This is a genomic window from Promicromonospora sukumoe 327MFSha3.1 (assembly GCF_000385135.1).
Taxonomy (GTDB): Bacteria; Actinomycetota; Actinomycetes; order Actinomycetales; family Cellulomonadaceae; genus Promicromonospora; species Promicromonospora sukumoe_B.
This window is the reverse complement of record NZ_ARQM01000010.1, coordinates 479902-506692: the sequence shown is the minus strand read 5'-3', so window position 1 is coordinate 506692 and position 26791 is coordinate 479902. Positions and strand designations below refer to the sequence as shown.

Sequence of the window (26791 nt, the reverse complement as noted above, 5' to 3'; positions counted from 1 at the left end):
TTGAAAAGACGGATCGGGCATTCCACCGGTGCGTTCCGAACCATCGGATGGCCGTCGAGAACGGGGCGAGTCATGGATTTCTGGGATTTCTTCTGGCTGATCGTCTACAGCTTCTTCTTCGTGGCGTACCTGATGGTGCTGTTCCAGATCATCGCCGACCTGTTCCGCGACCACGAGCTCTCCGGCTGGTGGAAGGCACTGTGGATCATCTTCCTGATCTTCCTGCCGGTGCTCACCGCGCTCGTGTACCTGATCGCCCGCGGCCGGGGCATGGCCGAGCGGCACGCCGAGGGGATGGCGCAGGCGAAGCAGGCGACCGACACCTACATCCGCGAGGTCGCGGGTCCCTCACCGGCCGACCAGATCGCGAGCGCGAAGGCGCTCCTCGACGCCGGCACCATCACGCCGGCGGAGTTCGAGCGGCTGAAGTCCAAGGCGCTCGTCTGAGGCAGGAACCGTGAACGACGCCGCCGACCCGCCCGGCCCGCCCGACGAGGCGGACGCGGCCGCCCGTCTGGCCGCCCTGGAGCGCGAGAACGCAGAGCTCCGGCGGCGGCTGGACGTGGCAGCCGGCGCGCCGGCACCGTCGGCACCGTCCGCTCCGGCCCCGGAGCGCCACCGGGGCCGGACCGCGGCGGCCGTCGTCCTGATCCTCCTCGGCGCACTCCTGGCCCCCGTCGGCGTGGTCGCCGCCTGGGCCGAGCGCACCCTCACCGACACCGACCGCTACGTCGCCACGGTGGCGCCCCTGGCCCAGGAGCCGGTGGTGCAGCAGGCGGTGGCCGGCCGGCTGACCACCGCCGTCATGGACAAGATCGACGTCGGCGCGCTGCTCAAGGACGTGCAGGACGGCCTCAACGAACGCGACATCGCGCCCCGGGCCGCCCAGGCGATCACCGCACTGGAGGGCCCGCTGACCAGCGGCGTCGAGTCCTTCGTCCGCAACGCCGCGGACCGCGTGGTGGAGAGCGACCAGTTCGAGTCCGCCTGGACCCAGGCCAACCGGGTGGCGCACGAACAGCTCGTCGACGTCATGCGCGGCACCGGGGGCGACGTCGCCCAGATCAGCCAGAACGGCGAGCTGACCATCCAGCTCGGCGGGCTCGTCGACATCCTCAAACAACGCCTCGTGGACCGGGGCCTCACCATCGCGGGGAACCTGCCGACGATCAACGCCACGTTCACCGTGATGCAGAGCAGCCAGCTCGTCGAGATCCAGAACCGGTACGCCCAGGTCGTGGCGCTGGGCACCTGGCTCCCGTGGATCGTGCTGGTGCTGCTCGGCGCCGGCGTCGTCGCCGCCGTCCACCATCTGCGCGCCCTCGTCGTGGCGGGCCTCGCGCTCGCCGGCGCCATGCTGCTCCTGGCGATCGGCCTCGCCATCGCGCGCGGGCTCTACCTCGACGCGCTCAGCGGCAAGGTCCTGCGCCTGGACGCCGCCGAGATCGTCTTCGACCAGCTCGTCTCGTTCCTGCGCATCACCCTGCGCACCGTCGGGGTGCTCGGCATCGTGGTGGCGCTCGCCGCCTACCTCGGCGGCTCCAGCGCGTCCGCGCGGGGCCTGCGCGCCGGGATCGGCAAGGGCATGAGCCGCACCCGTGACTGGGCCGAGGGCCGGGGCGTGTCCACCGGCGCCACGGGCGTGTGGCTCGCCCGCTACCGGGGCGTCGCGCGGGCGGCCGTGATCGCGCTCGCGGTACTCGTGATCCTGCTCGCCGGCAGCCCGACGCCGGCGCTGATCGTCGGGGTCGCCGCCGGGGCCGTGGTGCTCATCCTGCTGATCGAGCTGGTAGCGCGGCCGGGAGCCGCCGAACCACCGCCGTGACGGCCTCGCGGCCCGCCCGGTTGGCGCCGACCGTCGACTGCGACGGCCCGAACCCGATGAGGTGCACCCGGGGCTCGGCGACCGGCTGGGTGCCGTTCATCGTGATGCCGCCCAGCTCGTTGCGCAGGCCCAGCGGGCCCAGGTGTGCCAGGTCGGCCTTGAACCCGGTGGCCCACAGGATGGCGTCGAGCGGCGTGAGGCTGCCGTCGGCCTCGCGGACGCCGTCGGGCTCGATCACCGTGAACATCGGTCGCCGCTGCAGGGCGCCGCGCTCCTTGGCGGCCAGCGCGTACGGCGTCCAGACCAGCCCGGTGTAGGAGACGACGCTCCCGGTGGGCCGGCCGGCGTCGACGTCGGCCATGACCTTGGCGATGGTCTCGCGGCCGAGCGTCTCGCTGCGGAACTCGTCGTGGAAGACCGGCTCGCGCCGGGTGTACCAGCGGGTGGTCGCCACGCGCGAGATCTCCTCCAGGAGCTGCAGCGCGGAGATCCCGCCGCCGACGACGGCGACGCGCTGCCCCGCGAAGTCCTCGGCCCGCGCGTAGTCGCGGGTGTGGAGCTGCCGGCCGCGGAACGTGTCCTGCCCCGGGTAGCGGGGCAGCACGGGGTTGGTCCAGGTGCCGGTCGCGTTGATGACGGCGCTTGTGGTCCACGACCCGTGGTCGCTGGTCACCACGAGGTCGCCGGCCGGGTCGTCGTCGGCCCGCCGGACGGCGACCACGCGCACCGGGCGCAGGATCGGGAAGCCGAACTCCCGCTCGTACCCGGCGAAGTAGCGCGGGACGGCAAGCCGGCTGGGCTCGGCGGCGTCGACCGGGGGCTGGGTCAGGCCCGGGAGGTCGAAGATCCCGTTGACCGTGGCCATCCGCAGGGACTCCCAGCGGTGCTGCCAGGCCCCGCCGGGCGCGGGGTTGGCGTCGAGCAGCACGTAGGTGCGCTCGGCCCCCGGCTCGTCGAGCGCGCTGACGAAGCCCCGGCGCCGCAGGTGGTAGGCCGCCGACAGGCCGGCCTGCCCAGCCCCGATCACCACGACGGTCGCTCGCATCGTCTCGCTCACACCAGGGACAACAGCCCGCCGCGGCGGTTGTTCCGCCTAGGCGGGCGTTGTGATGCGCCGCACGGCCTCGGTGACCGTCCCGGGCTGCGGCGCCTCGGTGTCGAGGGCCCGGTGGATGGTCAGTCCCTCGATCAGGGCGTCCAGGAGCCGCGCCGTGACCGGGTCGAAGTGCCGCTCCAGGGCGGCCCGGGAGCGCGACATCCACGCGTTGGTCAGCTCGCGGTAGGCGGGCTCGCGGGACGCGAGCGTGTATAGCTCGTGGGTCAGCACCAGGTCGCGCTGGGTGCCGAAGATGTCCTGCGTGATGATCGCGACGACGGCGGCCCGCGCGCTCTCCAGGTCGGTCGCCTCGCTCATCCGCTGCTCGAACCCGTCGCTGCCGGCCCGCGCGAACCGGCCGAACGCCTCCCGCAGCAGCTCGTCCATCCCGGCGAAGTGGTAGGTCATGGACCCGAGCGGCACGTCGGCGGCCGCCGCCACCTTGCGGTGCGAGACGCCGGCCACCCCCACCTCGGCGATCAGGTCGAGGCAGACGTCGATGATCCGGCTCCTGCGGTCGGGGTCGTGCCGTCGCCCGGTCACGGTCAGCCCTCGGTGATGTCGCGGACCACGCGGGCGGGGTTGCCCACCGCGACGACGTTCGCCGGCAGGTCCTTGGTGACGACGGCGCCGGCCCCGACCACCGTGTTGTCGCCGATCGTCACGCCGGGGCAGACGATGACGCCGCCGCCGAGCCACACGTTGTCGCCGATCGTGATGGGCTGCGCGGCCTCGAGCTTGTCGCGGCGCGGGGTCGGCTCCACCGGGTGGGTCGGCGTCAGGAGCTGCACGTTCGGCCCGATCTGGCAGTCGGCGCCGATCGTGATCGTCGCGACGTCCAGCGCCATCAGGTTGTAGTTGGCGAACGTGCGCGGGCCGATGTGGATGTTCCCGCCGTAGTCGACGAACAGCGGCGGCTTGACGTAGGCGTCCTCGCCCAGCGTGCCGAGCAGGTCGTCCAGGATGGCGCGGGCGTCGTCGTCGCCCGCGACCGACGCGCGGTGGTAGGCGTCGGCGAGCGCAAGGCCCCGCTGGGCGAGCCGCACGCTCTCCGGGTCCTGACCGCCGATGTAGAGGTCGCCGGCCAGCATGCGCTCGTGGTGGGTGCGCGGGTCGCCGGCGAAGTAGTCGTGAGTCATGGGGCACAGCGTAGCGGGCGATGTGTACGACCGTACGTAACGCGGGTACGCTCGTGCGCATGTCGCTCTCCCCGGACGCCCGTCCGCCGCTCGCCGTCCGGCGCGCCCGCGCCGCCGTCGGCGCGCTGTTCCTGACCAACGGTGCCCTGTACGCCAACCTGGTGCCGCGCCTGCCCGAGATCAAGACCGCGCTCGACCTCGACAACGCGTCCTACGGCCTGGCCATCGCCGCGTTCCCGACCGGCGCGATCGTCTCCGGGCTGGCGGCGGGCTGGATGGTGCGCCGGTTCGGCTCGGGGCGGGTCGCGGTGGTCGGCACCGTGCTGACGGGACTCGGCACCCTGGCCGCGGGACTCTCCCCGACGTTCGCGCTGCTCGTGGCCGCCCTGTTCCTGGGCGGCGCGTCCGACTCGATCACCGACGTGGGGCAGAACACCCACGGCCTGCGCGTGCAGCGCCGCTACGGGCGGTCCATCATCAACGGCTTCCACGCCGTGTGGTCCATCGGCGCCGTGCTGGGCGGGTCCATGGCCGCGGGCGCCATCGCGCTCGGCCTGTCGCTGCAGGTGCACCTGGCCATCGCGCTGGCGATCTTCGCGACCGTGGCGGTCGTGTCCCTGCGGTTCCTGCTGCCGGGGCGCGACGACGAGACCGATGACGATGCCGCGGAGCCCGCCTCCCGGGCGGCCGGGATGCGCGCCCCGCGCCTCAGCGTCCGCACCCTGGCGATCGTCACGGCGCTGGTGCTGATCGGCATCGGCGGCGCCCTCGTGGAGGACGCCGGCAGCTCCTGGGCCACCCTCTATCTCTCGGCGGGCCTCGGCGCCCCGGCGGCGCTGGCCGCGACCGCCTACGTGTCGCTCGTCGGCGCCCAGACCGTGGGCAGGCTGCTCGGCGACCGCCTGGTGGACCGCTTCGGGCAGCGCACGGTCGCCTGCGCGGGCGGCGTCATCATCGCGCTCGGCATGGGCCTGGCGCTGGCCTGGCCCAGCGTGCCCGGCACGATCGCCGGGTTCGCCGCCGCCGGCTTCGGCAGCGCCACGCTCATCCCGGCCGCCATGCACGAGGCCGACGAGCTGCCCGGCCTGCGCCCCGGCACCGGCCTGACGATCGTGTCCTGGCTGCTGCGGCTCGGGTTCCTGTTCTCCCCGCCGCTGGTGGGCCTGGTCGCCGACTCGGCGGGCCTGCGCACGGGCCTGCTCGTGGTGCCGATCGCGGGGGTGCTGGTGATGCTGCTGTCGCCGGTGCTGAAGGGCCGGGTCGTCTCCCGGCCGTGACCGCCCCCTCCCCTTTGAGGCCTAAGTTTCTTCGCTTTGGGATGGCCCAAAGCGAAGAAACTTAGGCCTCGAAGGAGAGACTTGTCGGCCGGTCAGAGCCGTCGGCCGGTCAGGATCCGTCGAAGAGCGCGTTGACCTGCTCGTTCGCCTCGGTCAGCGAGCTCACGTCGGCCTTGCCGCCCAGCACCTCGTCCATCGCGGGGGTCATGATCGCGTGCACGTCGGAGGCGTGGTCGGTCACCGGGAAGAGGAACGTGGTGCCGTCCTCGACGTGGGTGGTGAACGGCGAGACGTCGATCCCCTTCTCGGCGAACGCCTCGGTGGCGATCTCGGCCGAGCTGGTGATGGCCGGGAAGACGACGCCGGCCGCGCCCACGAGGTCCTGGCAGTCGGTCGAGCCCAGGAACGCGACCCACTTCGCCGCGCCCTCGGGGTTGTCCGTGCCCGCCCAGACCGAGTCCGCCAGGCCGTTGAACATGCTCGCGCGCTGCCCGTTCGGGCCGGTGGGCGTGGGCGCCAGGCCGACGTCGACGCCGTCGTACCCGAAGTACGTGGAGAGCATCCAGTCGCCGCTGATGTTGATGGCGGACTTGCCGGCGCCGAAGTTGTCGTTCACCGAGGCGCCGATCGTGGTCTCCAGCGGCGGCGCGTAGCCCTTCTCGATCAGGGAGTACCACCAGGCGATGGTGTCCTGGAAGCGCGGGTCGTCGTAGTTGTAGTGCGTGCCCCAGGGGTTCTTGTCGGTGTGCGTCCAGCCCGTGGTGGCGGTGTACATGCTCCACTCGGTCTGGCCGTTCTCGTACCCGGCGCCGGGGATGCCCAGGCCGTAGACCGCGACGTCGTCCTTGTCGAAGCCCGGCTCGTCGCCGCGCACGCCGTTCGCGTCGACGGTCAGGCGCGCGATGGTCTCCTCGTAGGTGCCGCCGTCCTCCGGGTTCCAGTCGAGGTCCTGCATGTCCTCCTCGGACAGCCCGGCGTCCTCGACCATCTTCTGGTTGTAGAAGATCGCGACGGTGTCCCAGTCCTTCGGCAGGCCGTAGCGCTTGCCGTCCTGCGCGACCCACAGGTCCGCCAGCCCGGCCGAGTACTGGTCGAGGTCGACGTCGGCGATGTGGTCGTCCAGGGCCAGGAGCTGCCCGTTCGCGACGAACTCGGGGTACTTGGACACGTGGTCGGTGAACACGTCCGGCCCGGTGCCCGACGAGAACGCGGTGGTCAACGCCGACCAGTAGTCGTCCCAGCCGCGCTGCGTGATCTTGACCGTCAGGTCGGGGTTGGCCTCGTGGAAGGCGTCGGCGCACTGCTGGTAGGCGGGCTGCTGGTTCGAGTCCCAGAGCCAGTAGTCGATCTGACCCTCGGCCTCGGCGCCGCCCGAGCCGCCCGCGCAGGCGGTCAGGGACAGGGACGCGAGGGCGACGGCGCCCGCGAGCATCTTTCGCTTCATGGTGTTCCTTTCCGTCCCGGCTACTTGATGCCGGAGAAACCGATGGAGTTGATGACCCGGCGCCCGAAGACGGCATAGAGGATCACGATGGGCAGGGCCGCCACGAGGGACGCGGCCATGAGCCCGGCCCAGTCGGGCGCGCCCTGCGGCGTCTGCGAGCGGAAGACGCCCAGGGCCACGGTGAGCACCTTGGACTCCTCCGTCTGGCCCACCAGGAGCGGCCAGAAGTAGTCGTTCCAGGTGTTGATGAACGTGAGGATGCCGAGCGTGGTGACCGGGGCCGCCGAGATCGGCAGGATGATCCGGAAGAAGATGCGCCAGGGCTTGGCGCCGTCGATCATCGCCGCCTCGTCGATCTCCTTCGGGATGCCGAGGAAGAACTGCCGCATGAAGAAGATCGCGAACGGCGTCATGAACAGGCTCGGCAGCATGATCCCGGGCAGCGTGTTCAGCAGGCCCAGCGACTTGATCGTCAGGAAGTTCGGCAGCGAGGTGAAGATCGGCGGCACCAGGAGCGCCCCGAGGAAGACGGCGAACCAGGCGTCCCGCCCGGGCCAGCTCAGCCGCGCGAAGGCGTAGGCCGCCATCGAGGAGAACAGCACCTGGCCCACCGTCACGGCCGTGGCGACCACGAGCGAGTTGCGCAGGTAGAGCCAGAAGCTCAGCGACGCGCCCGAGCCGCCCTCCGCCATCGCCTCCTCCGGGGTGGCCAGGCCGAACACCCGCTTGAACGGGCCGAGCGTGAAGTCGGCGGGCAGCAGCGAGAACGACTGGGCGGCGAGCGCCTGGTTGTCCGAGAACGCGGTGCGCAGCATCCAGTAGAACGGCAGCACGGTGGCCAGCACGAAGAACCACAGCACGACCCAGGCGAGCACCCGGCCCCAGGTGATCCGTGTACGCATGTGGGCTCCCATCAGGAGAGGTCGGACTCGCCGGCGCGCAGCAGTCGCATCTGCGCGAAGGCGGCCCCGGCGAGGACGAGGAACAGGACCACGGACATGGCGGACGCGTAGCCGAAGTGCCCGCGGGCGAACGCCTGCTCGTAGATGTAGAGCTGGAGCACGCGCGAGGCGTTGCCGGGCCCGCCCGCGGTGGTCACCGCCACCGTGTCGAAGACCTGGAAGGCCCCCGTGACGGTGATGACCAGCACGAGCACGAGCACGGGCCGCAGCAGCGGCAGGGTGATGCGCCAGAAGGTGCGCCACTCCCCCGCGCCGTCGACGGCGGCCGCCTCGTAGACGCTGGCCGGGATCATCTGCAGGCCCGCGAACACCAGGAGGGCGGTGTAGCCGAGGTGCCGCCAGGTGTTGACGCCCGCGATGGTGGCGACGGTCCACGCCTCGTCGCCGAAGAAGGCGACCTTGGGCAGCCCGATCGCGTCGATCACGGCGTTGACGATGCCGATGTTGAAGTCGAGCATCCAGAACCACAGCAGGGCCACGACGACGTTGGCGATGAGGTACGGCAGCAGCAGGCTGCCGCGGATCAGGACCGACTTGGTGAGGCGGTGCATCAGTACCGCCAGCCCGACGGCGAGGACGGTCTGGAACCCGATGTTCAGCACCACGTACAGGAACGTGACGCGGACGGCGTTCCAGAAGACGTCGTCCTTGGCCATGTCGACGTAGTTCTGCAGGCCCACGAAGACGGGGCTGCCCAGCACGTTGTACTCGGTGAGCGAGAGGTAGGCGCCGCGCAGCGTCGGGTAGAGGTAGAAGACCAGGAACCCGAGGGCCGCGGGGGCGATCATCCCGAGGGCGGGCAGGAGCTGGTTGCGGGGCCGTCGGGCGACGGCGGCTGTGGTCATCGGTCGGCCTCGATCTTGTAGACCCGCACGTCCTCGCCCGGCACGACGGCGCGGAGCCTGCCGGCCGCGTGGCTCTCCTGGCCGGTCCAGAGCTCGGTGACGTCGTAGCGGCCGCCGTCCAGGCCCAGGTCGCGCAGCGCGAGGTCGGCCCGGCGCGGCGTCGCGCCGTAGTTGAACGCTGCGACGTAGGTGGTCCCGCCGTCGCGCAGCACGAACGTGTCGGCGGCGGTGAAGGCGTCGGGTCCGGCCTGCACGGGGGCGAAGGACCGGCCGAGCTCGGCGAGGTGGTTGATGCCGGGGTTCTGCAGCAGGTCACGGGCCCGCTGCTTGATGACGGGGTGGCCGGTGCTGGTGAGGTCCTCGCTGACCTGGTAGATGCCCGTGATGGCGGCGGAGGTGACGCGCGCCCGGTTCTGGCCCTCGGGCCAGATGCTCGGGTCGTCCAGCAGGTACGCGTTGGCGTTGCCGTCGTACTCGTAGTTGCCGAACTGGACGTGGTCGCCGTCGTTGAACGCGTAGACCTCGTCGAGCCACCAGCCGTACGTCAGGGAGTTGAGCAGGTACTCGGTGCTCTTCTGGTAGCGGTCGGGCTGCGTGGGGTGCCAGTTGTTCAGGGCGCCGTGCACGTCGCAGGAGATGCGGCGGGCGTGCGCGAACTCGGAGGCGAACAGGGGCGAGATCGCCAGGTCGACGAACATGTCGTCGCCGACGACGTCGACCACCTGCGCCATGCCCTGGCGGAAGGCCTGCTGGCCGGTGTGGACTCCCGTGTCGTACCAGTCGTCGGCCTCGACGTAGCCGTGGGTCAGGAAGTCGAGCTTGACGTAGCGGACGCCGAGCTCGCGGAACTTGCCGAGCGCGATCCGGGCGCGGTTCTGCACGCCGGGGTTGGTCGGGTCGAGCGCCCAGGCGCCGTCGATGTTCACGGGGACGCCGTTCACCTTGAGCGCCATCTCGCGGTAGGTCTGGTTCTCGCAGGTGTCGCAGAGCGCGGTGCCGCCGATCTTCTCGTCCAGGCCCTCGCGCCAGAAGTTGGCGAACGGCTGGAAGTACAGGGCCGGCTCCTGGCCGCGTGCCTTGACGTCGGCGACGTACCGCTCGAGCTCGGCCCAGGAGGTGTCCGGGTCCTCGAAGGCGTACTCGGGGGCGAGCATCTTGTCCCAGTAGGAGTCGACGCCCACGTAGGGGCCCTTGGCCGACGCGGCGTTGCGGAACGCAGGGGTCTCCTCGGCGAGGAACTGGGAGACCTCGTCCATCACGTCGGCGTCGCCGCCGCGGGCGCCGAGCCCGCCCCAGCTGTTGAACCCGAAGGGCGTGCCCTCGTCCCAGGTGCGGGAGTCCGCGGCCTGCGCGGCGGCCTTGCCGAAGGTCTCCATGCCCTCCCGCCAGTCCGGGAACAGGCCCACGAACATGCGCGGGGAGCGCACCGTGGTGCCGCTGACCTCGGCGTGCGGCTTGAGCTCGCGGTTGAACTGGTACTTGTTCATGCCGTCGCCGTAGTCGTAGCTCCAGTCGGTCAGGCCGGCCGCGGCCTGCAGCCGGTCCAGGCCGCCGCGGTTGTTCCCGTCGGCCACCACGCCGGACTTCCACGTGTCGCGGTCCAGGGAGCCGACGACGAGGCCGCGGCGCGAGGCGTCGTCGATGAACGCGGTGACCTCGAAGCTGCGCCGGGCGGGCGTGACGTCCTTGATCGCCGGGGTCTCGTAGCGGACCCAGTGGTCGTTGTCGAAGGGCACGAGCACCATGCGGTTGTCGCCGTTGCGGCCGAGGTCCACCGAGCCGCGCCGGTCGGTCATGACCGGCACCATCATCGAGGTGGCGACCGGGCCGTCGGTGCCCGTCACGTCGAGCCGCACCGAGAACGAGCGGTCGCCGTCGAACGCGAACTCCTGGCGCAGCGTGGGCAGGCCGCGCTTGGCGCACGTGACCGTGGTGCGGGAGGTGAGCCGGCAGGCGCCGTCGTACTGCTTGGTGGTGACGAGCTCGTCGCCCAGGCGCACGCCGCTGTAGAAGCCGGTCACGGTCTCGCGGCCGCCCCAGCGGGCGGTGGCGGTGCCGCTGCCCAGCGAGTAGTCGATGACGACGTCGCCGCCGCGGAGCACCGCGCGCTTGCCGCCCGGCTTGACGCGGGTCGGGTCCACGGGCACCGGGTCGGCCGCGTCGGGGTCGGTGAGCGTCCAGTCCTTGGCGGTCGCGCCGGCGACGTCGACCCGGTCCAGGTCGGGGCCGAGCGCGCCGGCCGGGGCGCTGAGCGTCAGGCTGTTCTCGCCCGCGTGCAGGGGCAGGTCCACGGTGGTGGTGCCGACACGGTCCCAGCCGCCGGTGGAGGCGACCGGCACGGTGACGGCCGCGCCGCCGTCGGGCGTGATGGTCAGGGCGCGGGAGTCGTCGCCGCTCAGGTAGTGCAGGGTCACCTCGTAGGTGCCGTCCTCGGGCGCGATCACACCGGGGACCGTCACCGTGGCGGACGGGTCGATGCTGCCGACCTTGCCCTCGCCCGAGCAGGCGGAGCAGCCGCTGCGGCTCGCGCCGTCGAGGACCACCTGGGTGGCCTCGGCCTCGACGGAGGCCGATCCGGGTGCGGCCGCCGTGGCGGCGTCGGCGGCCGTCGCGACGGGTGCGACCCCGGCCGTGGCCACGACGGCGAGCGCCAGGCCGGTCGCGAGCCACGAACGGGTGGCGCGCCGGGCTGGTTCGGGCTGGACTGACATGGAGGCTCCTCCGGCGTCGTTGCTGGGTGCGGACACTCAAGCGTCTTTTTTTGTTGCTGTCAATTAAGTGGCGCCGATAGAGTCGTGACATGTCCGCGAGAACTGCCGCACCCGCGCTCAGCCCGGCGGGGACGCGTGTCTTCCAGCAGCTGGTCCGGAGCGGGGACGCGTCGCGCACCGCCCTGGCCCGCGACACCGGCCTGACGCCGGGCGCGATCACGCGCGCGGTGCGCCCGCTGCTGGAGGCGGGGCTGCTGCTGGAGACGGGCGACCGGGCGTCTACCGACGGCGCACTGGGGCGGCCCGCGACGATGGTGACCGTGCAGGCGGGGGCGCACCAGGTGATCGGCGTGAAGATCACCGCCGACCAGCTCTTCGGCGTCGTCTGCGACCTGCGGTGCCGGGTGCTGGACGAGGTCACCGTGCCGGTGGCCGACCACGCGCCCGAGGCGATCATCGGGCAGATCGCGGACCTGGTCGAGGGGCTGCGGGCGGGGCGGCCCGAGGTCGGCAGCGTGGGCCTGGCGGTGTCGGGCGACGTCGACGCCGCCTCGGGGCACGTGGCCTACTCACCGTTCCTGGGCTGGCACGACGTGCCGCTCGGGGAGCTCGTGGCGCAGCGCACCGGCTTGGCGACCACCGTGGAGAACGACGTGCGCGCCCTGCTGACCGGCGAGCGCTGGTACGGCGTGGGGCGCGGCATCTCGTCGCTCGCGCTCGTCACGGTCGGCACCGGCATCGGCTGCGCGCTGCTGGTCAACGGGCAGGTGGTGCACGGCAGCTTCGGCGTGGCCGGCGAGGTGGGCCACGTGCTCGTGGACCCCGAGGGGCCGCTGTGCCACTGCGGCAACCGGGGCTGCGTCGAGGCCATCGCGGGGTCGGCCGGCATCCTGGAGCGCATGGCCCAGGCCGGGTTCGAGGGGCTCGGCATCGGCGACGTCGCCGACCTGGCGCGCTCCGGTCAGCCGGACGCCGTGCGGGTGCTCGCCGAGGCCGGCCGCGCCGTCGGCACGGGTATCGCGACGATCGCCAACCTGCTGGGGGCGCAGCACATCGTCATCACGGGCGAGGCGATCGGGAGCAGCCCGGGGGCCGGGGCGGGCTCCGGCGGCGAGCAGGACTACGACGTCATGGACCCGCACGTCCGGAGCGCGTTCGAGCAGCGGGCGTTCGGGTCAGCCGCGCGGTCCGAGATCGAGCTGCGCCCGCTGCGGTTCGTCGACTGGGCCCGCGGTGCGGCGGCGTGCGCCGTCGAGGACTTCGTGACGCACTACGGCAGGTCCTGAGACCTGATCCTGGCCGGCGCGTGGTTGGCCACCCCGTCCAGGTCACCGATCGCGACGATCCCGACGGCGACCTCGCCGTCCACCACCGGGATCCGCTCGACGTCGGCGGCTTTCATCACGCCCGCGGCGACCTCGGCGGGCACGTCGGGCCCTATCGTCACGAGGTCCTCGCTGGCCACCTCGCCGACCATCGCCTCGAGGCCGAGCCCCTCGGCCAGCCCCCGGATGACGAGGTCCCGGTCGGTGACTATCCCGATCACGGTGGAACCCGCGCGGACCACGAGCGCGCTCACGTCCTGGAGGGCCATCGCGCGGGCGGCGGCCTGAAACGTCTCGGACATCCCGATCGTGGTCGGCGCCGGTGTCATGACATCGGCGACTGTCTGGACCATGTCCCTCTTCCTTCCTCCTCAGGGCCGGCATCGCGCCGGCAACTCCTAAGTTGCCCCGCGCTCCTGTCACTCGCATCCGATCCGCGCGCGGTCCGGGTGAACGTTTCCGCGGGCCGCGTCCGTGCAGGTCAGGACGCGGCATGTGAGGCAATCGTCCGGGCGGATCTCTCACTTTCCCGAAGCGGACGCAGGCGTCCGTTAGCGTCCCCGGCGAAGCACCGGAACAACGCACGGAGACGAATGATGCGCGCAGTGACGATCCAGGAGTTCGGCGACCCGAGCGGGATGGTGGTCTCGGACCTCCCCGTGCCGGTCCCGGGACCCGGGCAGGTGGTCATCGAGACCGAGGCGATCGGGGTGGGCGGGGTCGACGCCGTCATCAGGCGCGGCACGCTCGGCGGCTGGGGCTTCACCGCGGGGCTGGTGCCCGGCAGCGAGGTGGCCGGGACCGTGACGGCGGTCGGCGCGGGCGTCGACGGGACGTGGCTGGGCCGCCGCGTCTGGGCGTTCACGGGCACGAGCGGCGGCTACGTCGAGCAGGCGGTCGCCCGGGTGGACGACGTCGTCGAGCTGCCCGCCGGGCTGTCCCCGACCGACGCGGTGACCCTCGGCAGCTCGGGGCCCGTGGCGCACTTCGCGCTCGCGCACGCTCACCTCACGCCCGGCGAGTCCGTGCTGGTGCGCGGCGCGGCGGGCAGCATCGGCATCGCGGCGGTGGAGCTCGCCGCGCGGGGCGGGGCGAGCGCGGTGGCGGTGACGACGTCGTCGGCCGAACGAGGCGACCGCCTCCGCGAGCTGGGCGCGACCCACGTGCTCGACCGGTCCGGGGCCGGCGACCCGGAGGCGCCCGCCGCCTATGACGTGATCGTCGACATCGTGGGCGGGGCCGGCACCCCGGAGTTCATCGACCGGCTCGCTCCGAACGGGCGGATGATCGTGGTCGGGGCGATCGCGGGTATGCCGCCGGCGGACTTCGGCGGGCGGCTCCTGGCCGCGTTCCAGCAGTCGCGCACGTTCGGGACGCTGAGCCTCGACTCGGTGCCCGCGCCCGCCCTGGCCGCCGTCCGGGCGGAGCAGCTCGCGGCCGCGGCGCGGGGTGAGCTGCACGCCGTGGTCCACGACGTGCTGCCGCTCGACCAGGCGGCCGAGGCGCACCGGGAGATGGACGCGGGGACGGTGTTCGGGCGGATCGTGCTGGTGCCGTGAGGTCAGGGCCGTCGGGCCTTAATGCCCACCAGCAGGTGGTCGAGCGCCTGCTCCGTCTGCACGAGCGCCTCGGGGTCCGATGAGCGCGCCAGCCACAGGGCAGCCTCGTTCATGGCCCCGGAGAGCAGGCGGGTCAGGGGTTCGACGGGCTGGTCCACGATGATCCCGGCCTCGACGAGGCCGGTCAGCGCCTCGGCGAGGTGGCGGGCCGAGGAGTCCTCGTCCATGGCGCGCCACTCGTCCCAGCCGAGCACCGCGGGCGCGTCCAGCAGGACGATCCGGCGGACCGTCGGATCGTGGCCGGCGGCGAGGAAGGCGTGGCAGCCGGCGCGGAGCTGGTCCCACGGGTCGGTGTGCGCGTCGGCGGCCGTGGCGACCCGCTCCCCCAGCTCGTGCTGCACCTCGGCGACGACGGCGCGGAAGAGCCCGGCCTTGCTCTCGAAGTGGTGGTAGGCGGCCCCCTTGGTCACGCCGACCGCCTGCGCGACGTCGGCGAGGACGACGTCGTGGTAGCCGTCGGCGGCGAACCGCCTGCGCCCCTCTGACAGGAGCGCCTGCCTGGTCGCTGCCCGCTGTTCCGCCCTGGTCATTCTTCGATCCCTCTCGTTCGCATACCCTGGGTATGTTACGTTCACATACCCAGGGCATGCCAACCCGGAGAGCCGAAGGAGACACGACATGACCACGCTCGGAAGCTTCTACCCGGTGATCGCGACGCGCGACGTCGCCGCCGCGCGCGACTTCTGGACCCGGCACCTCGGGTTCGAGGTCACCTTCGAGGCCGACTGGTACGTGAGCCTGCACCGGCCCGACGCCCCGCAGTACGAGCTCGCTCTGCTCGACCACACCCACCCGACCATCCCGGCGGGGCACCGCACCCCGATCCAGGGCGGGCTCCTGCTCAACTTCGAGGTCGACGACGTCGACGCGGAGCACCGGCGCCTCGTCGGCGAGGCCGGGCTGCCGGAGCTGCTCAGCCTGCGCACGGAGGCTTTCGGGCAGCGGCACTTCATCGTGGGCGGGCCGGACGGGGTGCTGATCGACGTGATCACCGTGGTGCCGGCCGATGCGGAGTACGCGGGGCAGTATGCCGAGGGGCATGTGCCGGGATAGCCGCGCGCCGCCTTGACCGTGCCCCCGGGGCACGGTCTGAACTGGTGCGATGGACACCAGAATCAGGACAGACCAGCCCGGCTGGCTCGAGATCGTGGTGGGCATCGCCGCGATGGCCGTGGTCGGCTTCGCACTCCCGGCCCTGCTCAGCGACCAGATCGACCTGACGGGAGCGGGCGGGGGCGCGTTCCTGGCCTGCCTGTCCGGCATCGCGGGAATGGCCGGGTTCGGCGTCGCGGTCCTGGTGCGACGCCGGCCGGTGGAGTCGTTCGGCGTCCGCGGGACCACCGCCCGCTGGCTGTGGCTTGGCGTGGCGGGCGGCGTGGTCGCGCTGCTCGCCAAGGGCGTGCTGGTGCCGCTGTTCGTGTGGCTGACCGACGCCCCGACGGACACCCAGGCCGGCTACGCCGCCGGCGCGAGCGGCGGGGTCTGGCTGCTGGTGGTGACCGCGGTCGGGCTCGTGGTGCTCACCCCGATCGGCGAGGAGCTCCTCTTCCGCGGTGTGGTGACCACCGGGCTGCTCCGTTACGGGCCGGTGATCGCGACAGTGGGCAGCGCCGTGATCTTCGCGCTGCTGCACGGCATCAACGTGGTGCTCCCGGCCGCATTGGTCGTCGGGATCATCACCGCGGAGCTCCGCCGACGCAGCGACTCGGTGTGGCCGGGCGTGGTGGTGCACGCGTTCAACAACTCGATCACGGTGATCGCTTACGCGGTGGCGCCGGAGATCGCGGGCTAGCTGCGCGCGGTCCAGCGGCGGTAGGCGTCGGGGTCGACGTTGCTGCCGCACACGATGGTGACGACGTCCCGGCCCGCAAAGCGGGCAGGGTCCTCCAGGACGGCCGCGATACCGAGCGCGGCCGACGGTTCGACGACGAGACCGGCATGCTCCAGCAGCAGCCGCATGGCCGCCACGATCGACTCCTCCTGAACCAGGACGGCGTCGTCGGCGACCAGGAGCAGGTCCTCCAGGACGGCCGGGATGGGGAACCGGCCCGCGACGCCGTCCGCGATGGTGGTGGCCGAGTCCGTGGTGACGACGCGGCGCGCATGCCAGGAGCGCGTCATCGCGGGCGCGCCCGCGGGCTGGACGCAGATCATCTCGGTCCCGGGCATGCGCGACCGGATCACGTGCCCCACGCCTGTCGCGAGGGCGCCTCCACCGAGCGCGACCAGGACGACGTCGGCTGACGGCGCGGCGTCCGCCAGCTCCAGGCCGATCGTGGCCGCACCCTCGCAGGTCTCGATGTCGAGGCTGTCCTCGACGAGCCGGATGCCTTCGCGACGGGACAGGGCCGCCGCCCGCTCCCGGGCCGCCTCGTGGTCGCCGTCCACGAGCTCGAGCGTGGCGCCCAGGGCGCGGATGCGGTCGAGCTTGGCCGGGGTCACGGAGGACGACGCCACGACAGTGATGTCGAGGCCACGGCGCCGGCCCGACCAGGCGAGGCCCTGGCCGAGGTTGCCTGCGCTGGCGCACACCGCGGCTCGTGCGCCGCTCTCGGCCAAGAGGCTCGTGACGAGCTCGGTGCCACGCCCCTTGAAGCTGCGGACGGGATTCGCCGTCTCCAGCTTGATGCTCACCGTGCAGCCGAGCTGGTCCAGGGGCTCGCAGCGGTACAGCGGGGTGTCGAGGAAGACGGGGTCGATCCTCCGGCGAGCATCCTTGATCCGGGCATCATCGAGTCGCGTCGGCCGCATGGCTCCGCAGGGTAGTCACATGGGGTGTGCCCACGAAAGGTCGGCGCGACCGGTCCGGCTGGGCGGTCGAGCTGCGGGTCCGGTCGATCGCGCCGCCCGTTGCTTAGGGGATCGTGGTCGAGGCGGTGGTGTGGGACGGTAGGCGATCGCGCCGTGGGCCGGGGTGGTCTGGCAGCCGATCGAGTAGCGACTGCGTGGGTTGTGGCCGGGTGGGGGACCGGTCATGCCGACCGCGGGGGTCCAGGCCGGTGTTGCCGGCGCGTCACTGGGCGTCTCGGAATCTGCGACGGGCGCCAGTTGGTCTGCCGACGTGTTGCCGTCACCACGCCTGGTGGAGCCCGCGATCGATACCCCTTCACGGCCCGAGGCGGTGGCTGGGACGAAGGAGGCATTACGCATGGGTGTCGTGTCCTGAGTCCTGGCTGGTGTCGGCGGGGTGGGCGCGACCGAGACATACGTGTGCCCCGTCGGGGTGATGGTCTCGACGGCGTGGAGGCCGTTGAGCTGGGTGGTCTTCTGTGACCAGCCCGGTGCCTGCTTGGCGTGGTTGCACCTGGCGCACAGGCCTTGGCCGTTGTCGAGACTGGTGGGGCCGCCCTCGGCGTGTGGGGTGACGTGGTCGGTGTGCCGGATCGGGGCGTCGCACCAGGCGGTGGCGCAGATCCCCTGCTCCCGGGCCCGCAGGAGGCTCGACAGGCCCTGCGGGTGGAACCGGGAGGTGGACGTCGTGGCCAGGAGGCGGCCGTGGGGGTTGACGTAGATGCTCCGGAGCCAGGCTGTGTCGGTGTCGATCGCGTGGGCGGCGAGGTTGCGGGCGACCGGTGCCGGGACCACGCCCGCGCCGGAGGGCGCGCCCTCGACCACCACGCCGGGCTGGTTGCCGCCGGCCAGGAGGGTGTCGTCGGAGACCAGCAGGTTGATCGTCACCGGTACGTCGTTCGCGTGGCCGGGTTCACGGGTGGTGGCGCGTTCGATGAGGGTGTCGGCCATGATCTGACCGACCCCACGCTCGTCCCCGGATGCCTTCGCTGTGTCGGCGGTTGCCTTGAGCTGGGCGTAGGCCTGCACGCCCTGCGCCATCGGCACCAGTGCCGTCAGGTAGACCATGAGGTCGGGTGCTGGGCGGATCGAGACCCGCCGCTCCGTGACGGCCTTCGCGTTGCGCTTGACGCAGGCGTGCACGTCGAGCTGGGCGGCGAGTTCCTTGATCCGGGCGATCAGCCGCCGGGTGCTCATCTTCGCCAGCTCTGCCAGGTGGACGGGGCCGCAGATCTCCTCGTCGACCAGCGCCCGGTGCTCCAGCGACAGGTGCGAGGTCTCCCGGACCAGGAGGGTGGCCCGCCACTGGGACAACACTCCGGACTGGAGGGCAGCGAAGGTGTGTGGCATCTGCGTGACCCAGACCCGAGACGTGGACACGAACCCAGCCCCGGCATGCGGGCTCACCCGCAGAGCGGCACCGACCTGGTTGGGCACGCCGCGCCCCTGCCGCTCAGCCCGGATGCTCTGCCATGCCTCGTCAGCCCGGGTCGCCTCGTCCAGCGCGACCGTCAGCCGCGCCTGCGTGGCGGTGATCGCGTTCTTCACCGACTCCAGCTCGCCGAGTAGATCGACCCACTCCGCCCGTATTGCCGCGGGAACGCCGGCAGGAGTGTCAGTGGCACCGGGCAAGATCATCTCCGCCAGGGCCCGCCGCACCGCCCGCACACCCGCGACATCCACCGCCCCGCTCCCGGGCAGTACAGATCGGGCAGGCTGCTTGCCTGCTCGTCGTGGCACCTCACCCGTTCGCGTCATGCCATCAATATATGGCACACCCGTTCGATTGGCTCGCTGGAACAACCCTGTCTGCCAAGAGCAGAACGGAGCCCCCGGCCTCTCCCCTACCGAAGCATCGCGAACGCGAAGACCACACCGAGGAACAGCACTGAGAACCCGCTCAGCACGGCCGCCGCGATCACCCTCTGTCCGCGGTTGCCGGAGACAAGCTCAAGCACTGTGAGGACGATCCCGACCAAAGCGACCCAGGGACCGAGCGGAGGAACCACAACAACCAGCACCAGCCCCGCGATGCTCAGGCCGAGGGCCCATCCGGCGCGGGCACCACCAGGACGAGGCTGCCCCACCGACCCGCTGCCGTACACGCGGTTTTCCGGGATCGACGATGCCTCCGAAGATGACTGCGACACATGTGCTCCTACCCTCGAGACCGTGGCGCGCGCCGCGCCGCCCTCATCCAACTCGATCGGGGAACACAGACCGGCTTCGGTTCCGGGTGAACTTGACTCACACGCACCCGCCCCTACGCGGACCCCAGCTCCACCACCCACCGCGCCCGCTCCACCATCGCCACGTCGAGGAACGTCCCGTCGGCCAGCGCCACCGCCCCGACCCCGGCGTCCGCCGCGCCCGCCACACGCGACAGCACCTCCCGGGCCGCCGCGACCTCCTCGGCCGACGGCAGGAACGCCGCCCGGATCACCTCGAGCTGCCCGGGATGGATCGCTGTCCGCCCCGAGAAGCCCAGCCGGCGCCCCACCCGGCACGACGCCGCCAGTCCCGCCAGGTCCCGCACATTCGTGTAGGCCGACATCACCGGCGCCACCAGTCCCGCCGCCCTTGCCGCGACCACGACGCGGCTTCGGGCCCAGAGCAGCCCGTCCTCGTCGTCGACCCGCAGGTCAGACCTGAGGTCCGCCTCCCCCAGACCGATCGACGCGACCTGCGGCGACGCCGTCGCGAGCTCGAAGGCCCGCTCGACGCCGAGCGCCGACTCGACGAGCAGGTGCAGGGCGCGGCCCGGCAGCGCGTCGGCGAGCTCCTGCACCTCAGCAACCGACTCCACCTTCGGCACCCGGGCGCCCACCGTGGAGGGCAACACCCCAAGAAGAGAGACGTCCTCGGCATGCCACGGCGTGCTCCGATGGTTGATCCGCACCTGCACCCCGCGCGCAGCGACAGAAGCAAGGGACACCCGAGCGTTCTCCCGCGCCTCCCCCTTGCGCGACGGCGCGACGGCGTCCTCCAGGTCGACCAGCACCGCGTCCGCGGCCGAGGCGAGCGCCTTCGCCACCCGGTCGGGCCGGTCGGCCGGCACGTAGAGCAGGGTCAGCGGCGTGCCTCCGCCCGCGGCTGCCCCCGTCATACCGCCCCCGCCTCCCGCAGCTCGGCCACCCGCTCCGCCGAGAAGCCCAGCTCCCCCAGCACCTCGTCGGTGTCCGCGCCGTGCGGCCGGCCCGTGAACCCGATGACGCCGTCGTTCTCCGAGAGCCGGAACAGCGGCCCCTGCATCAGCATCGGCCCGAGCTCCGGGTCCTCGATCTCGTGAACGGTCCCGAGCGCCTGGAACTGCGGGTCGGCCACGATGTCCCGCGCGTCGTACACGGGCGCGACGGCGGCCTGGGCCTCCTCGAACGCCGCCACCACTTCCTCCCGCGTCCGAAGAGAGATCCAGCCCCCGACCGCGGCGTCGAGCTCGTCCGCGTGCCGCGCCCGGTCCACGCCCCGCGCGAACCACGGCTCGTCCACGAGCTCCGGCCGCCCCACCAGGCGCATCACACGCTCCGCGATCGACTGGGCCGACGTCGACACGGCCACCCAGTGCCCGTCGCTGGTGCGGTAGGTGTTGCGCGGCGCGTTGTTGCTCGACCGGTTGCCGGTCCGCGCCTGCACCGTGCCGAGCTGGTCCCAGCGCGTGATCTGCGGCCCGAGCATCGCCAGGATCGGCTCCACGATCGCGGTGTCCACGACCTGCCCGCGCCCCGTCCGCTCCCGCGCCGAGAGCGCCGTCATGATCGCGAACGCCGTGGCGAGGGACGCCACGCCGTCCGCCAGCCCGAAGGGCGGCAGCGTGGGCGGGCCGTCGGGCTCGCCGGTCATCGCCGCGAACCCGCTCATCGCCTCGGCGAGCGTGCCGAACCCCGGCCGCGTGCGGTACGGGCCCGTCTGACCGAACCCGGAAACGCGAGCCAGCACGAGCCCCGGGTTGCGCGCCGAGAGCTCCTCGTAGCCCAGGCCCCAGCGTTCCAGGGTGCCGGGCCGGAAGTTCTCGATGACGACGTCGGACCGCTCGGCCAGCGCCAGGAACACCTCCCGCCCGCCGTCCGAACCCAGGTTCGCGGTGACCGTGCGCTTGTTGCGCCCCAGCGTCTTCCACCAGAGGTTGACGCCGTCCTTGGCCGCCCCGTGCGTGCGCGACGGGTCGGGCTTCGTGGGGTGCTCGACCTTCACGACGGAAGCGCCCAGGTCGCCCAGGTGCATCGCCGCCATAGGCCCGGCGAACAGCGTGGACGCGTCCACGACGCGCAGCCCGGCCAGGGCGCCGACGGCGGGATCGCGCGACACGCTCATGCCGACACCTCCCACGCACAACGGAACCCCACGGTCGCGGCCCGCGCGAGCCCGAGCCCCGGGAGCAGCAGCTTCACCGCGTAGTCCGGCGCGTGCCGCCCGCCCTCGACGTACCAGTCGGAGTCCGGGGCGCGGTAGTCGCTGCCGCCCTTGAGCATGACGAACCGGGTGCGGCCGTCGCTGTGCTCGCTCTCGGTCCAGCTCCAGACGGCGACGCCGGGCCGCTCCACCCCGAACGACGACGGCGCGGCCTCCCCCGCGAGCTGCCACTCGTCCTCCGTGGGCAGCCGGCCGCCGCGCCACGCGCAGTAGGCGCGGGCGTCGTCGAGGTCCACGAACGTGACGGGCTCGTCCTCGGTGCCCGCGGCCGGGCGGCCGTCGGACCAGTGCGCGAGGAACCGGTGCCCCTGCGCCGGCGCGTAGCCGGTCGCGTCCAGGAACGCCGCGAACTGCGCGTTCGTCACCTCCGACGCTGCGACCGCGACCGCCGTCGGGAGGACGCCGTCGCGCTGCAGGGTCCGCGCGTCGTGCAGGCGCGGCGGCAGTGGCTTCCACTCGTCCACGTACGGCGCGCCCTGGTACATCCCGGTCTCGCGGGCGCGGTAGCGCACGGTCAGGACGTAGTCGCCCGCGGGGACGACGACGGCGTCCGGGTCAGGCGCACCCGATCCTCCGGACGGCGCGAGCCCGACCCGGCGCGCGAGCCGGTGCGGGAACCGGGCGTCGGCGTCGTGCGGCAGGTCCCGCAGCGCGTCCCGGAGACCCGGCAGCCAGGCGGGCTCCTCGGCGTCGGGCCCGACGTCGAGCAGCGCCGCGATCCCGCGGGCCGGGACGACGGCTTCCGTCCCGTCGTCCAGCACCGGTCCCGCGTAGTCGGCCTCGCCCCGGTTCACCAGCGTCCAGAGCGTCACCCCGTCGAGCTCCCACCGCGACGCATACACGCCCGCGGCCTCGGCCTCCGGGGCCAGGGGCGCCAGCGGCGTCCACTCGCCGTCGAGCAGCAGGTCGCCCGCGGCCCGCTGAACCGTCACGAGACGCCGCACCGTCGCCGCGTCCCGCCGCGACCAGCCGACCCACACGCCGAACACGACCTCCCACACCATGACGCCGACGCCGTTCAGCCACGCGGACTGCAGCTCCTCGGAGTGGTCGCGGTGCCAGCGCCGCACGTGGTGCTGCATGTGCCGGCGCTCGTACCAGTGCGCGCGCAGCACGCCCGGCACCGGGGAGTCGGCGAAGAACTGGGCCCAGGACGAGGAGTGGTCCTCGATGCGCTCGACCGGCAGCTTGGACTCGCCCTCCAGCACGATCCCGGGCCGCGCCGCCTCCAGCCGCGCGACCAGCTCCGGCTCGGCCTTCTTCAGCGTGTCCAGGAAGACGCCGTCCGCCCCCAGCTCGCGCACCACGGCGGCGAGCTCGGTGAGGTCGTCGTCGCCGCGCCGGGTGCCGACGTCCCACGGGTTGTAGTCGACGAACACGTGCATCCCGGCGTCGTGGAACGTCGCCACGAGCGCGGCCAGCCCGGGCACGTCCCGGTAGTAGTCCCACTGGTTGCGGTCGTCCAGCCCGATCACGGGGTAGGCGTGCCAGAGGACGACGGCGTCGAGCCCGCCGAACCGCTCCCGGGCATCGGCGAGGAACACCTCCGGCGTGAACCGCCCCTCCTCGAACGAGTAGAGCAGCTCGTCCCACAGCCAGACCTGCGCCACGGTGCTGCACCGCGCGGCCCACGCGGCCTCGGGCCGCCCGTAGGCGGCGCCGGTGTAGCCGTGCCGCTCCCGCGCGTCGGCCCGCCAGGCGTGCAGCATCTCGCGCCAGGCCGGGCGGTCGGCGGGGTCGGCCGGCCCGGAGAAGATCTTGGCCTCGTCCAGGGCCGTGCTCCGCTCGGCGGTCAGCGGCCCGACGACGACCTCGGTCGGCCGGTCGATCGGCCGCGGGACCAGCGGGTCGAAGGTGTAGCTCATGGTGCCTTTCCCAGTTCTTCTGCCAGCACGACGACGTCGGCGGCGTCCGGCACGGCGTCCTGCGCGCCGGGCCGGGTGACGGCGAGGGCCCCGGCGGCCCCGGCGAGCCGGGCTGCCTGAGCGAGGCCCGCCGGACCGGACTGCGCCAGGGCCGCGGCGAGGACGCCGCAGTACGTGTCACCTGCGCCGGTGGTGTCGACCGCCGCGACCTCGGCGGCCGGGACCCGGACCGGGTCGGTACCGCGCCGGGCCACGAGACTGCCCGCGGCGCCCAGGGTCACGACCACGGCGGGGACCCGGGCCAGGAGGGCCGCCGCGAGATCCTCGGGCGTCGTCGCGCCGGAACCCGGCCCGACCAGGTCCGCGGCCTCGTGCTCGTTGACCACGAGCACGTCCACCTGCTCCCACAGCGCGTCAGGCAGGTCCCGCGACGGCGCCGCGTTGAGCACGAACGACGCGCCGTCCCGACGTTCCCGGGCCGCCGCGATCACGGTGTCGAGCGGGATCTCGAGCTGCGCCAGCACGACGTCGGCCGCGGCGATCCGCCGCGCCTGCGCCGCTCCGACCCGCACGTGCGAGTTGGCGCCGGGCGCCACGACGATCGCGTTCTCGCCGTCGGGCGAGACCGTGATCAGGGCCGTGCCGGTCGGGGCGTCGACCCGGTCGACGGTGTCGGTGCGCACGCCCGCCCCGCCGAGCGAGGCGAGCAGCAGCTCGGCCGACTCGTCCCGGCCGAGCGCACCGACGAACGTGGTGTCCGCTCCCCCGGCGCGCGCCGCGGCGACCGCCTGGTTGGCGCCCTTCCCGCCCGGTGTGCGGCGCAGGTCGCCGCCCAGGATGGTCTCGCCGCCGGCGGGGTGCCTCGGCACGTCGACCACGAGGTCCACGTTGGCCGACCCGACCACCACCACGGTCCCGCTCATGCGGCACCCCCGGCAGGCGACGCCAGCGCCACCGTGCGCGCCGCCAGGTCCGCGATGCGCTGCTCGCCGCCCGGCAGGGACGTCGCGATGCGCCCGTCCAGGGGCGCGGTCCAGCGCTCGCCCATTCCTTCGGGATCGAGCGCCCCGACGACGCCGCCCACGGTCGCCCCCGCGGAGTCGGTGTCCCAGCCCGCCGTGACGGCGATCGAGACGCTCGGCCCGAACTCGCCCCGGCCCGCGGTCAGCGCGAACGCGATCACGGCGGCGTTGTTCAGGGTGTGCACCCAGTGCAGGTGCCCGTACTCGGCGTGGATGCGGTCCAGGCCGGCCCGCACGCCGGCCTCGCTCCCGTCACACTCGCGGCCGAGCGACCGGCCGAGGGCTACGGCCGCGGCGAGACCGCTGCCAGGCGGTACGACGGCGTCCGCCGCGTCCAGCACGTCGTCGACGTCGGCCGCGACCACCGCCGCGGAGGCCAGACCCGCGGCCCACATCGCGCCGTAGACGCCATCACCGGTGTGGCTGAGCCGGGCGTCGGCCCAGGCCAGCCGGGCCGCGCCCCGCACGTCGCCGGGCGAGACCCAGCCGAGCAGGTCGGTGCGGATGAGCGCGCCGATCCATTCGCGGAACGGGTTGTGGTGCGTGGCCGTCTCCGGCACGGGCACCGCGTCGAGGATGTTGCGGTAGGCCGCACGCTCGGCCGTGAAGGTGCGTCCGGCGGGCAGGTTGTCCAGCCAGAGCTGCGCGACGTCGTCCGTGGTGAACCCGCGCCCGTGCTGCTCCAGGAGGGCGAGGGCCAGGATCGGGTAGTTGAGGTCGTCGTCCTCGGGCATGCCCGAGATGTTCTCCTCCAGCGAGGTCGGCGCCGACCGGCGGTTCCACGGCCAGCGGGCCGCGACGTCGTCGGGCAGGCCGACGGCGGTGAACCAGCGGTCCAGCGGCCAGCGGCCCGTGGAGCGGAGGATCTCCTCGATGCCGGCGCGCGGGATCTTCTCGACCGGCTTGCCGAGCAGGCAGCCGGCGGCGCGGCCGGTCCAGGCGCCCTGGACGCGGGCGGCGTAGGCGGTGTCGCCTCCGGCCGGACGGTTCGGCAGGGACGGGGCGGGTGCAAGCAGGGCCTCGACGTCGGACCATGAGTCCGGAGCGGAAACTCCTGGCCTTGCATCCAGCTCGTCCAGCAGCTCCCGGGCCAGCGCCCGCAGCGCCGGCGGCGCCGGGACGGGACCCGCACCGCTGACCGCCGGGGTCGGGTCGCCGCCCGCGGCGACCCAGCGGTCGCGGACGTCGGCGACGTCCTTGCCCTCGGCCGCAGACTGCACGAGCTCGTGCGCCAGCAGGTCCTCGGGCTGGGCCCAGGTCAGCCTCACGCGGGCTCACCCGCCCCGACGGCGTCCAGCTCCGTGAGCCGGGCCAGCGCCCGCTCGCGGTCCGCCCGCAGGATGTCGCCCGCGGCGTCCGCCATGAGGCGGCCCGTCTCGCGGACGTCCATCTTGCTGGCGGTCTCGATCTCGTCGAGCCAGTCGGTGGGCACCACGCCGCTGCCGCCCAGGCCGGCGGCGACGGCGCCCGCCATGACGGCGATCGAGTCGGCGTCGCGCCCGTAGTTCACCGCGGCCAGCACGGAGCCGCGGAAGTCGCCGCGGTGCCCGAGCAGCAGCCCGAGGGCGACCGGCAGCTCCTCGATCGACTTGGTCCGCGAGGGGCGGCGCGCGTCCATCGACATCTGCCGGTACTCCGGGCCCACCGAGTCGTACGGGGCGACGACCTCCCGCACGAGGCGGGCGAGCTTGCGCTCCTCGTCGTCGCTCGCGGGCGCCTCCGGCCAGCCCTCGAGAGCGTCGACGACGGCGCGGAGCGCGTCCGCCGTCCCGTCGTGCGCCACGTCCAGCGCGGCCGCGACGACGTCGTCCAGCGTGGCGCCCGGGGCGACCGAGGCCGCGACCATCGCCGCGAAGACCCCGGCCGCCTCGCGGCCGTAGCTGGACTGGTGCGCGCCCGTGAGGTCGATCGCCTCGGCGTAGGCGCCGCGGGGGTCGCCCGCGTTCACCAGCCCCACGGGCGCCGCGTACATCGCCGCGCCGCAGTTGACGACGTTGCCGACACCGGCCTCGCGCGGGTCCACGTGCCCGTAGTGCAGGCGTGCCACCAGCCACTTCTCGGCGAGGAACACCCGCTGGAGCAGCAGCGCCGTCGACTCGAGCTCGGGGATCCACCGCGGCTCCCCGATCATCAGCGGCACCAGGTCCTCCGCCATGGCGTACGCGTCGAGGTGCGCGCGCCGCTTGGCGTAGACCTCCACGAGCGCCCGGGTCATGAGGGTGTCGTCCGTGACGTGCCCGTCCCCCTTGTGGTACGGGGCGATGGGGCGGGCGTCGCGCCAGTTGGGGTACCAGGGCCCGACGATGCCGCGCACGCGGCCCCCGTGCCGCTCCTCGATCTGCTCCGGCGTCCACCCCTCGGTCGCCCCACCGAGGGCGTCCCCCACTGCGGCACCGGTGATCACGGCCACCGACCGGTCCTCTAACCAGCTCACGGTATCTCCCTCGTCGTTCCTGCGTCG

Annotated in this window: 25 protein-coding genes; 7 read left to right on the top strand and 18 right to left on the bottom strand. The window is 73.0% G+C overall.

The genetic code is table 11. The annotated features are described in order from the left end of the window. Positions 1–72: 72 nt before the first annotated feature. Positions 73–447, top strand: a complete 375-nt coding sequence (locus tag H291_RS0105950; protein ID WP_020014065.1) for an SHOCT domain-containing protein — start codon at positions 73–75, stop codon at positions 445–447. A 10-nt stretch (positions 448–457) separates the two neighbouring features. Further along, positions 458–1825 (top strand): hypothetical protein, encoded by a 1368-nt coding sequence (locus H291_RS0105945; RefSeq protein WP_020014064.1) that lies wholly within the window; start codon positions 458–460, stop codon positions 1823–1825. On the opposite strand, the gene H291_RS0105940 is transcribed toward H291_RS0105945, so the two are convergent. Genes H291_RS0105940 through H291_RS0105930 form a run of 3 tightly spaced genes read right to left on the bottom strand, consistent with a single transcriptional unit; the run spans position 1770 to position 4060 of the window. Continuing rightward, positions 1770–2882: an NAD(P)-binding domain-containing protein gene (locus tag H291_RS0105940; protein WP_020014063.1), complete on the bottom strand. Its 1113-nt coding sequence runs from the start codon at positions 2880–2882 to the stop codon at positions 1770–1772. The two genes, H291_RS0105945 and H291_RS0105940, sit on opposite strands and share 56 nt — an antisense overlap. Before the next feature lie 36 nt (positions 2883–2918). Then, on the bottom strand, positions 2919–3464 hold the full coding sequence (locus H291_RS0105935; RefSeq protein WP_020014062.1) for a TetR/AcrR family transcriptional regulator: 546 nt from the start codon (positions 3462–3464) through the stop codon (positions 2919–2921). Between the two features lie 2 nt (positions 3465–3466). Then, positions 3467–4060, bottom strand: a complete 594-nt coding sequence (locus tag H291_RS0105930) for a sugar O-acetyltransferase (RefSeq protein ID WP_020014061.1) — start codon at positions 4058–4060, stop codon at positions 3467–3469. Positions 4061–4119: 59 nt separating this feature from the next. On the opposite strand from H291_RS0105930, the gene H291_RS0105925 reads away from it, so the two are divergent. Continuing rightward, positions 4120–5337 carry an MFS transporter gene (locus tag H291_RS0105925; RefSeq protein ID WP_020014060.1) on the top strand — a complete coding sequence of 406 codons (1218 nt, stop codon included), beginning with the start codon at positions 4120–4122 and terminating at the stop codon, positions 5335–5337. Positions 5338–5446: 109 nt separating this feature from the next. Here H291_RS0105925 and H291_RS0105920 read toward each other — a convergent pair whose 3' ends face one another. From H291_RS0105920 to H291_RS0105905, 4 genes are read right to left on the bottom strand one after another with little or no spacing between them, the layout of a single operon-like run. Beyond that, entirely contained in the window at positions 5447–6781 is a 1335-nt protein-coding gene (locus H291_RS0105920) for an ABC transporter substrate-binding protein (protein ID WP_026365444.1), read from the bottom strand. 20 nt (positions 6782–6801) lie between these two features. Further along, positions 6802–7683: a carbohydrate ABC transporter permease gene (locus H291_RS0105915; RefSeq protein WP_084467765.1), complete on the bottom strand. Its 882-nt coding sequence runs from the start codon at positions 7681–7683 to the stop codon at positions 6802–6804. 11 nt (positions 7684–7694) lie between these two features. Further along, positions 7695–8588: a carbohydrate ABC transporter permease gene (locus H291_RS0105910; protein WP_020014057.1), complete on the bottom strand. Its 894-nt coding sequence runs from the start codon at positions 8586–8588 to the stop codon at positions 7695–7697. Continuing rightward, positions 8585–11299: a carbohydrate-binding protein gene (locus tag H291_RS0105905; protein WP_020014056.1), complete on the bottom strand. Its 2715-nt coding sequence runs from the start codon at positions 11297–11299 to the stop codon at positions 8585–8587. Before H291_RS0105905 ends, H291_RS0105910 begins: the two co-directional genes overlap by 4 nt. A gap of 89 nt (positions 11300–11388) precedes the next feature. Between H291_RS0105905 and H291_RS0105900 the strand changes: the two genes are divergently transcribed. After that, a complete protein-coding gene (locus H291_RS0105900; protein ID WP_020014055.1) occupies positions 11389–12585 on the top strand; it encodes an ROK family transcriptional regulator in 1197 nt (398 codons plus the stop codon). Here the strand turns inward: H291_RS0105900 and H291_RS0105895 are convergent. After that, entirely contained in the window at positions 12570–12977 is a 408-nt protein-coding gene (locus tag H291_RS0105895) for a CBS domain-containing protein (RefSeq protein ID WP_020014054.1), read from the bottom strand. The two genes, H291_RS0105900 and H291_RS0105895, sit on opposite strands and share 16 nt — an antisense overlap. A 243-nt stretch (positions 12978–13220) precedes the next feature. Here H291_RS0105895 and H291_RS0105890 point away from each other — a divergent pair, with 243 nt between their 5' ends. Next, positions 13221–14183, top strand: a complete 963-nt coding sequence (locus H291_RS0105890; protein ID WP_026365443.1) for a zinc-dependent alcohol dehydrogenase family protein — start codon at positions 13221–13223, stop codon at positions 14181–14183. A 2-nt stretch (positions 14184–14185) separates the two neighbouring features. Here H291_RS0105890 and H291_RS0105885 read toward each other — a convergent pair whose 3' ends face one another. After that, positions 14186–14773 carry a TetR/AcrR family transcriptional regulator gene (locus H291_RS0105885; RefSeq protein ID WP_020014052.1) on the bottom strand — a complete coding sequence of 196 codons (588 nt, stop codon included), beginning with the start codon at positions 14771–14773 and terminating at the stop codon, positions 14186–14188. An 88-nt stretch (positions 14774–14861) separates the two neighbouring features. Between H291_RS0105885 and H291_RS0105880 the strand changes: the two genes are divergently transcribed. Both H291_RS0105880 and H291_RS28890 read left to right on the top strand, forming a co-directional pair. Then, complete coding sequence (locus H291_RS0105880; protein ID WP_020014051.1) at positions 14862–15296, top strand: VOC family protein; 435 nt, start codon at positions 14862–14864, stop codon at positions 15294–15296. Between the two features lie 49 nt (positions 15297–15345). Beyond that, complete coding sequence (locus tag H291_RS28890; RefSeq protein ID WP_020014050.1) at positions 15346–16035, top strand: CPBP family glutamic-type intramembrane protease; 690 nt, start codon at positions 15346–15348, stop codon at positions 16033–16035. On the opposite strand, the gene H291_RS0105870 is transcribed toward H291_RS28890, so the two are convergent. The 9 genes from H291_RS0105870 to H291_RS0105830 form a co-directional block, all read right to left on the bottom strand. Beyond that, positions 16032–16994, bottom strand: a complete 963-nt coding sequence (locus H291_RS0105870) for a threonine ammonia-lyase (RefSeq protein ID WP_020014049.1) — start codon at positions 16992–16994, stop codon at positions 16032–16034. The genes H291_RS28890 and H291_RS0105870 overlap by 4 nt on opposite strands. Positions 16995–17009: 15 nt before the next feature. Continuing rightward, on the bottom strand, positions 17010–18671 hold the full coding sequence (locus tag H291_RS28885) for an HNH endonuclease (RefSeq protein ID WP_084468059.1): 1662 nt from the start codon (positions 18669–18671) through the stop codon (positions 17010–17012). 206 nt (positions 18672–18877) lie between these two features. Continuing rightward, a complete protein-coding gene (locus tag H291_RS0105860; protein ID WP_157236727.1) occupies positions 18878–19183 on the bottom strand; it encodes a hypothetical protein in 306 nt (101 codons plus the stop codon). 113 nt (positions 19184–19296) lie between these two features. Then, the gene (locus tag H291_RS0105855) at positions 19297–20139 is read right to left on the bottom strand and encodes an HpcH/HpaI aldolase/citrate lyase family protein (protein ID WP_020014046.1); all 843 of its coding nucleotides are present in this window, start codon (positions 20137–20139) and stop codon (positions 19297–19299) included. Further along, entirely contained in the window at positions 20136–21344 is a 1209-nt protein-coding gene (locus H291_RS0105850; protein ID WP_020014045.1) for a CaiB/BaiF CoA transferase family protein, read from the bottom strand. The genes H291_RS0105855 and H291_RS0105850 overlap by 4 nt, the downstream gene beginning before the upstream one ends. Beyond that, positions 21341–23308 (bottom strand): SUMF1/EgtB/PvdO family nonheme iron enzyme, encoded by a 1968-nt coding sequence (locus tag H291_RS0105845; protein WP_020014044.1) that lies wholly within the window; start codon positions 23306–23308, stop codon positions 21341–21343. Before H291_RS0105845 ends, H291_RS0105850 begins: the two co-directional genes overlap by 4 nt. Continuing rightward, positions 23305–24231: a ribokinase gene (locus H291_RS0105840; protein WP_020014043.1), complete on the bottom strand. Its 927-nt coding sequence runs from the start codon at positions 24229–24231 to the stop codon at positions 23305–23307. Before H291_RS0105840 ends, H291_RS0105845 begins: the two co-directional genes overlap by 4 nt. Continuing rightward, positions 24228–25598 (bottom strand): ADP-ribosylglycohydrolase family protein, encoded by a 1371-nt coding sequence (locus tag H291_RS0105835; protein WP_020014042.1) that lies wholly within the window; start codon positions 25596–25598, stop codon positions 24228–24230. Before H291_RS0105835 ends, H291_RS0105840 begins: the two co-directional genes overlap by 4 nt. After that, complete coding sequence (locus H291_RS0105830; RefSeq protein ID WP_026365442.1) at positions 25595–26764, bottom strand: ADP-ribosylglycohydrolase family protein; 1170 nt, start codon at positions 26762–26764, stop codon at positions 25595–25597. The genes H291_RS0105835 and H291_RS0105830 overlap by 4 nt, the downstream gene beginning before the upstream one ends. Positions 26765–26791 lie beyond the last annotated feature (27 nt).

Bases quoted from the DNA above. Each gene is read 5' to 3' on its own strand.
- H291_RS0105920 (WP_026365444.1), bottom strand. From the start codon at position 6,781: ATGAAGCGAAAGATGCTCGCGGGCGCCGTCGCCCTCGCGTCCCTGTCC.
- H291_RS0105930 (WP_020014061.1), bottom strand. From the start codon at position 4,060: ATGACTCACGACTACTTCGCCGGCGACCCGCGCACCCACCACGAGCGC.
- H291_RS0105910 (WP_020014057.1), bottom strand. From the start codon at position 8,588: ATGACCACAGCCGCCGTCGCCCGACGGCCCCGCAACCAGCTCCTGCCC.
- H291_RS0105915 (WP_084467765.1), bottom strand. From the start codon at position 7,683: ATGCGTACACGGATCACCTGGGGCCGGGTGCTCGCCTGGGTCGTGCTG.
- H291_RS0105925 (WP_020014060.1), top strand. From the start codon at position 4,120: ATGTCGCTCTCCCCGGACGCCCGTCCGCCGCTCGCCGTCCGGCGCGCC.
- H291_RS0105870 (WP_020014049.1), bottom strand. From the start codon at position 16,994: ATGCGGCCGACGCGACTCGATGATGCCCGGATCAAGGATGCTCGCCGG.
- H291_RS0105905 (WP_020014056.1), bottom strand. From the start codon at position 11,299: ATGTCAGTCCAGCCCGAACCAGCCCGGCGCGCCACCCGTTCGTGGCTC.
- H291_RS0105850 (WP_020014045.1), bottom strand. From the start codon at position 21,344: ATGAGCGTGTCGCGCGATCCCGCCGTCGGCGCCCTGGCCGGGCTGCGC.
- H291_RS0105845 (WP_020014044.1), bottom strand. From the start codon at position 23,308: ATGAGCTACACCTTCGACCCGCTGGTCCCGCGGCCGATCGACCGGCCG.
- H291_RS28890 (WP_020014050.1), top strand. From the start codon at position 15,346: ATGGACACCAGAATCAGGACAGACCAGCCCGGCTGGCTCGAGATCGTG.
- H291_RS0105900 (WP_020014055.1), top strand. From the start codon at position 11,389: ATGTCCGCGAGAACTGCCGCACCCGCGCTCAGCCCGGCGGGGACGCGT.
- H291_RS0105890 (WP_026365443.1), top strand. From the start codon at position 13,221: ATGCGCGCAGTGACGATCCAGGAGTTCGGCGACCCGAGCGGGATGGTG.
- H291_RS0105855 (WP_020014046.1), bottom strand. From the start codon at position 20,139: ATGACGGGGGCAGCCGCGGGCGGAGGCACGCCGCTGACCCTGCTCTAC.
- H291_RS0105840 (WP_020014043.1), bottom strand. From the start codon at position 24,231: ATGAGCGGGACCGTGGTGGTGGTCGGGTCGGCCAACGTGGACCTCGTG.
- H291_RS0105950 (WP_020014065.1), top strand. From the start codon at position 73: ATGGATTTCTGGGATTTCTTCTGGCTGATCGTCTACAGCTTCTTCTTC.
- H291_RS0105895 (WP_020014054.1), bottom strand. From the start codon at position 12,977: ATGGTCCAGACAGTCGCCGATGTCATGACACCGGCGCCGACCACGATC.
- H291_RS28885 (WP_084468059.1), bottom strand. From the start codon at position 18,671: ATGATCTTGCCCGGTGCCACTGACACTCCTGCCGGCGTTCCCGCGGCA.
- H291_RS0105885 (WP_020014052.1), bottom strand. From the start codon at position 14,773: ATGACCAGGGCGGAACAGCGGGCAGCGACCAGGCAGGCGCTCCTGTCA.
- H291_RS0105880 (WP_020014051.1), top strand. From the start codon at position 14,862: ATGACCACGCTCGGAAGCTTCTACCCGGTGATCGCGACGCGCGACGTC.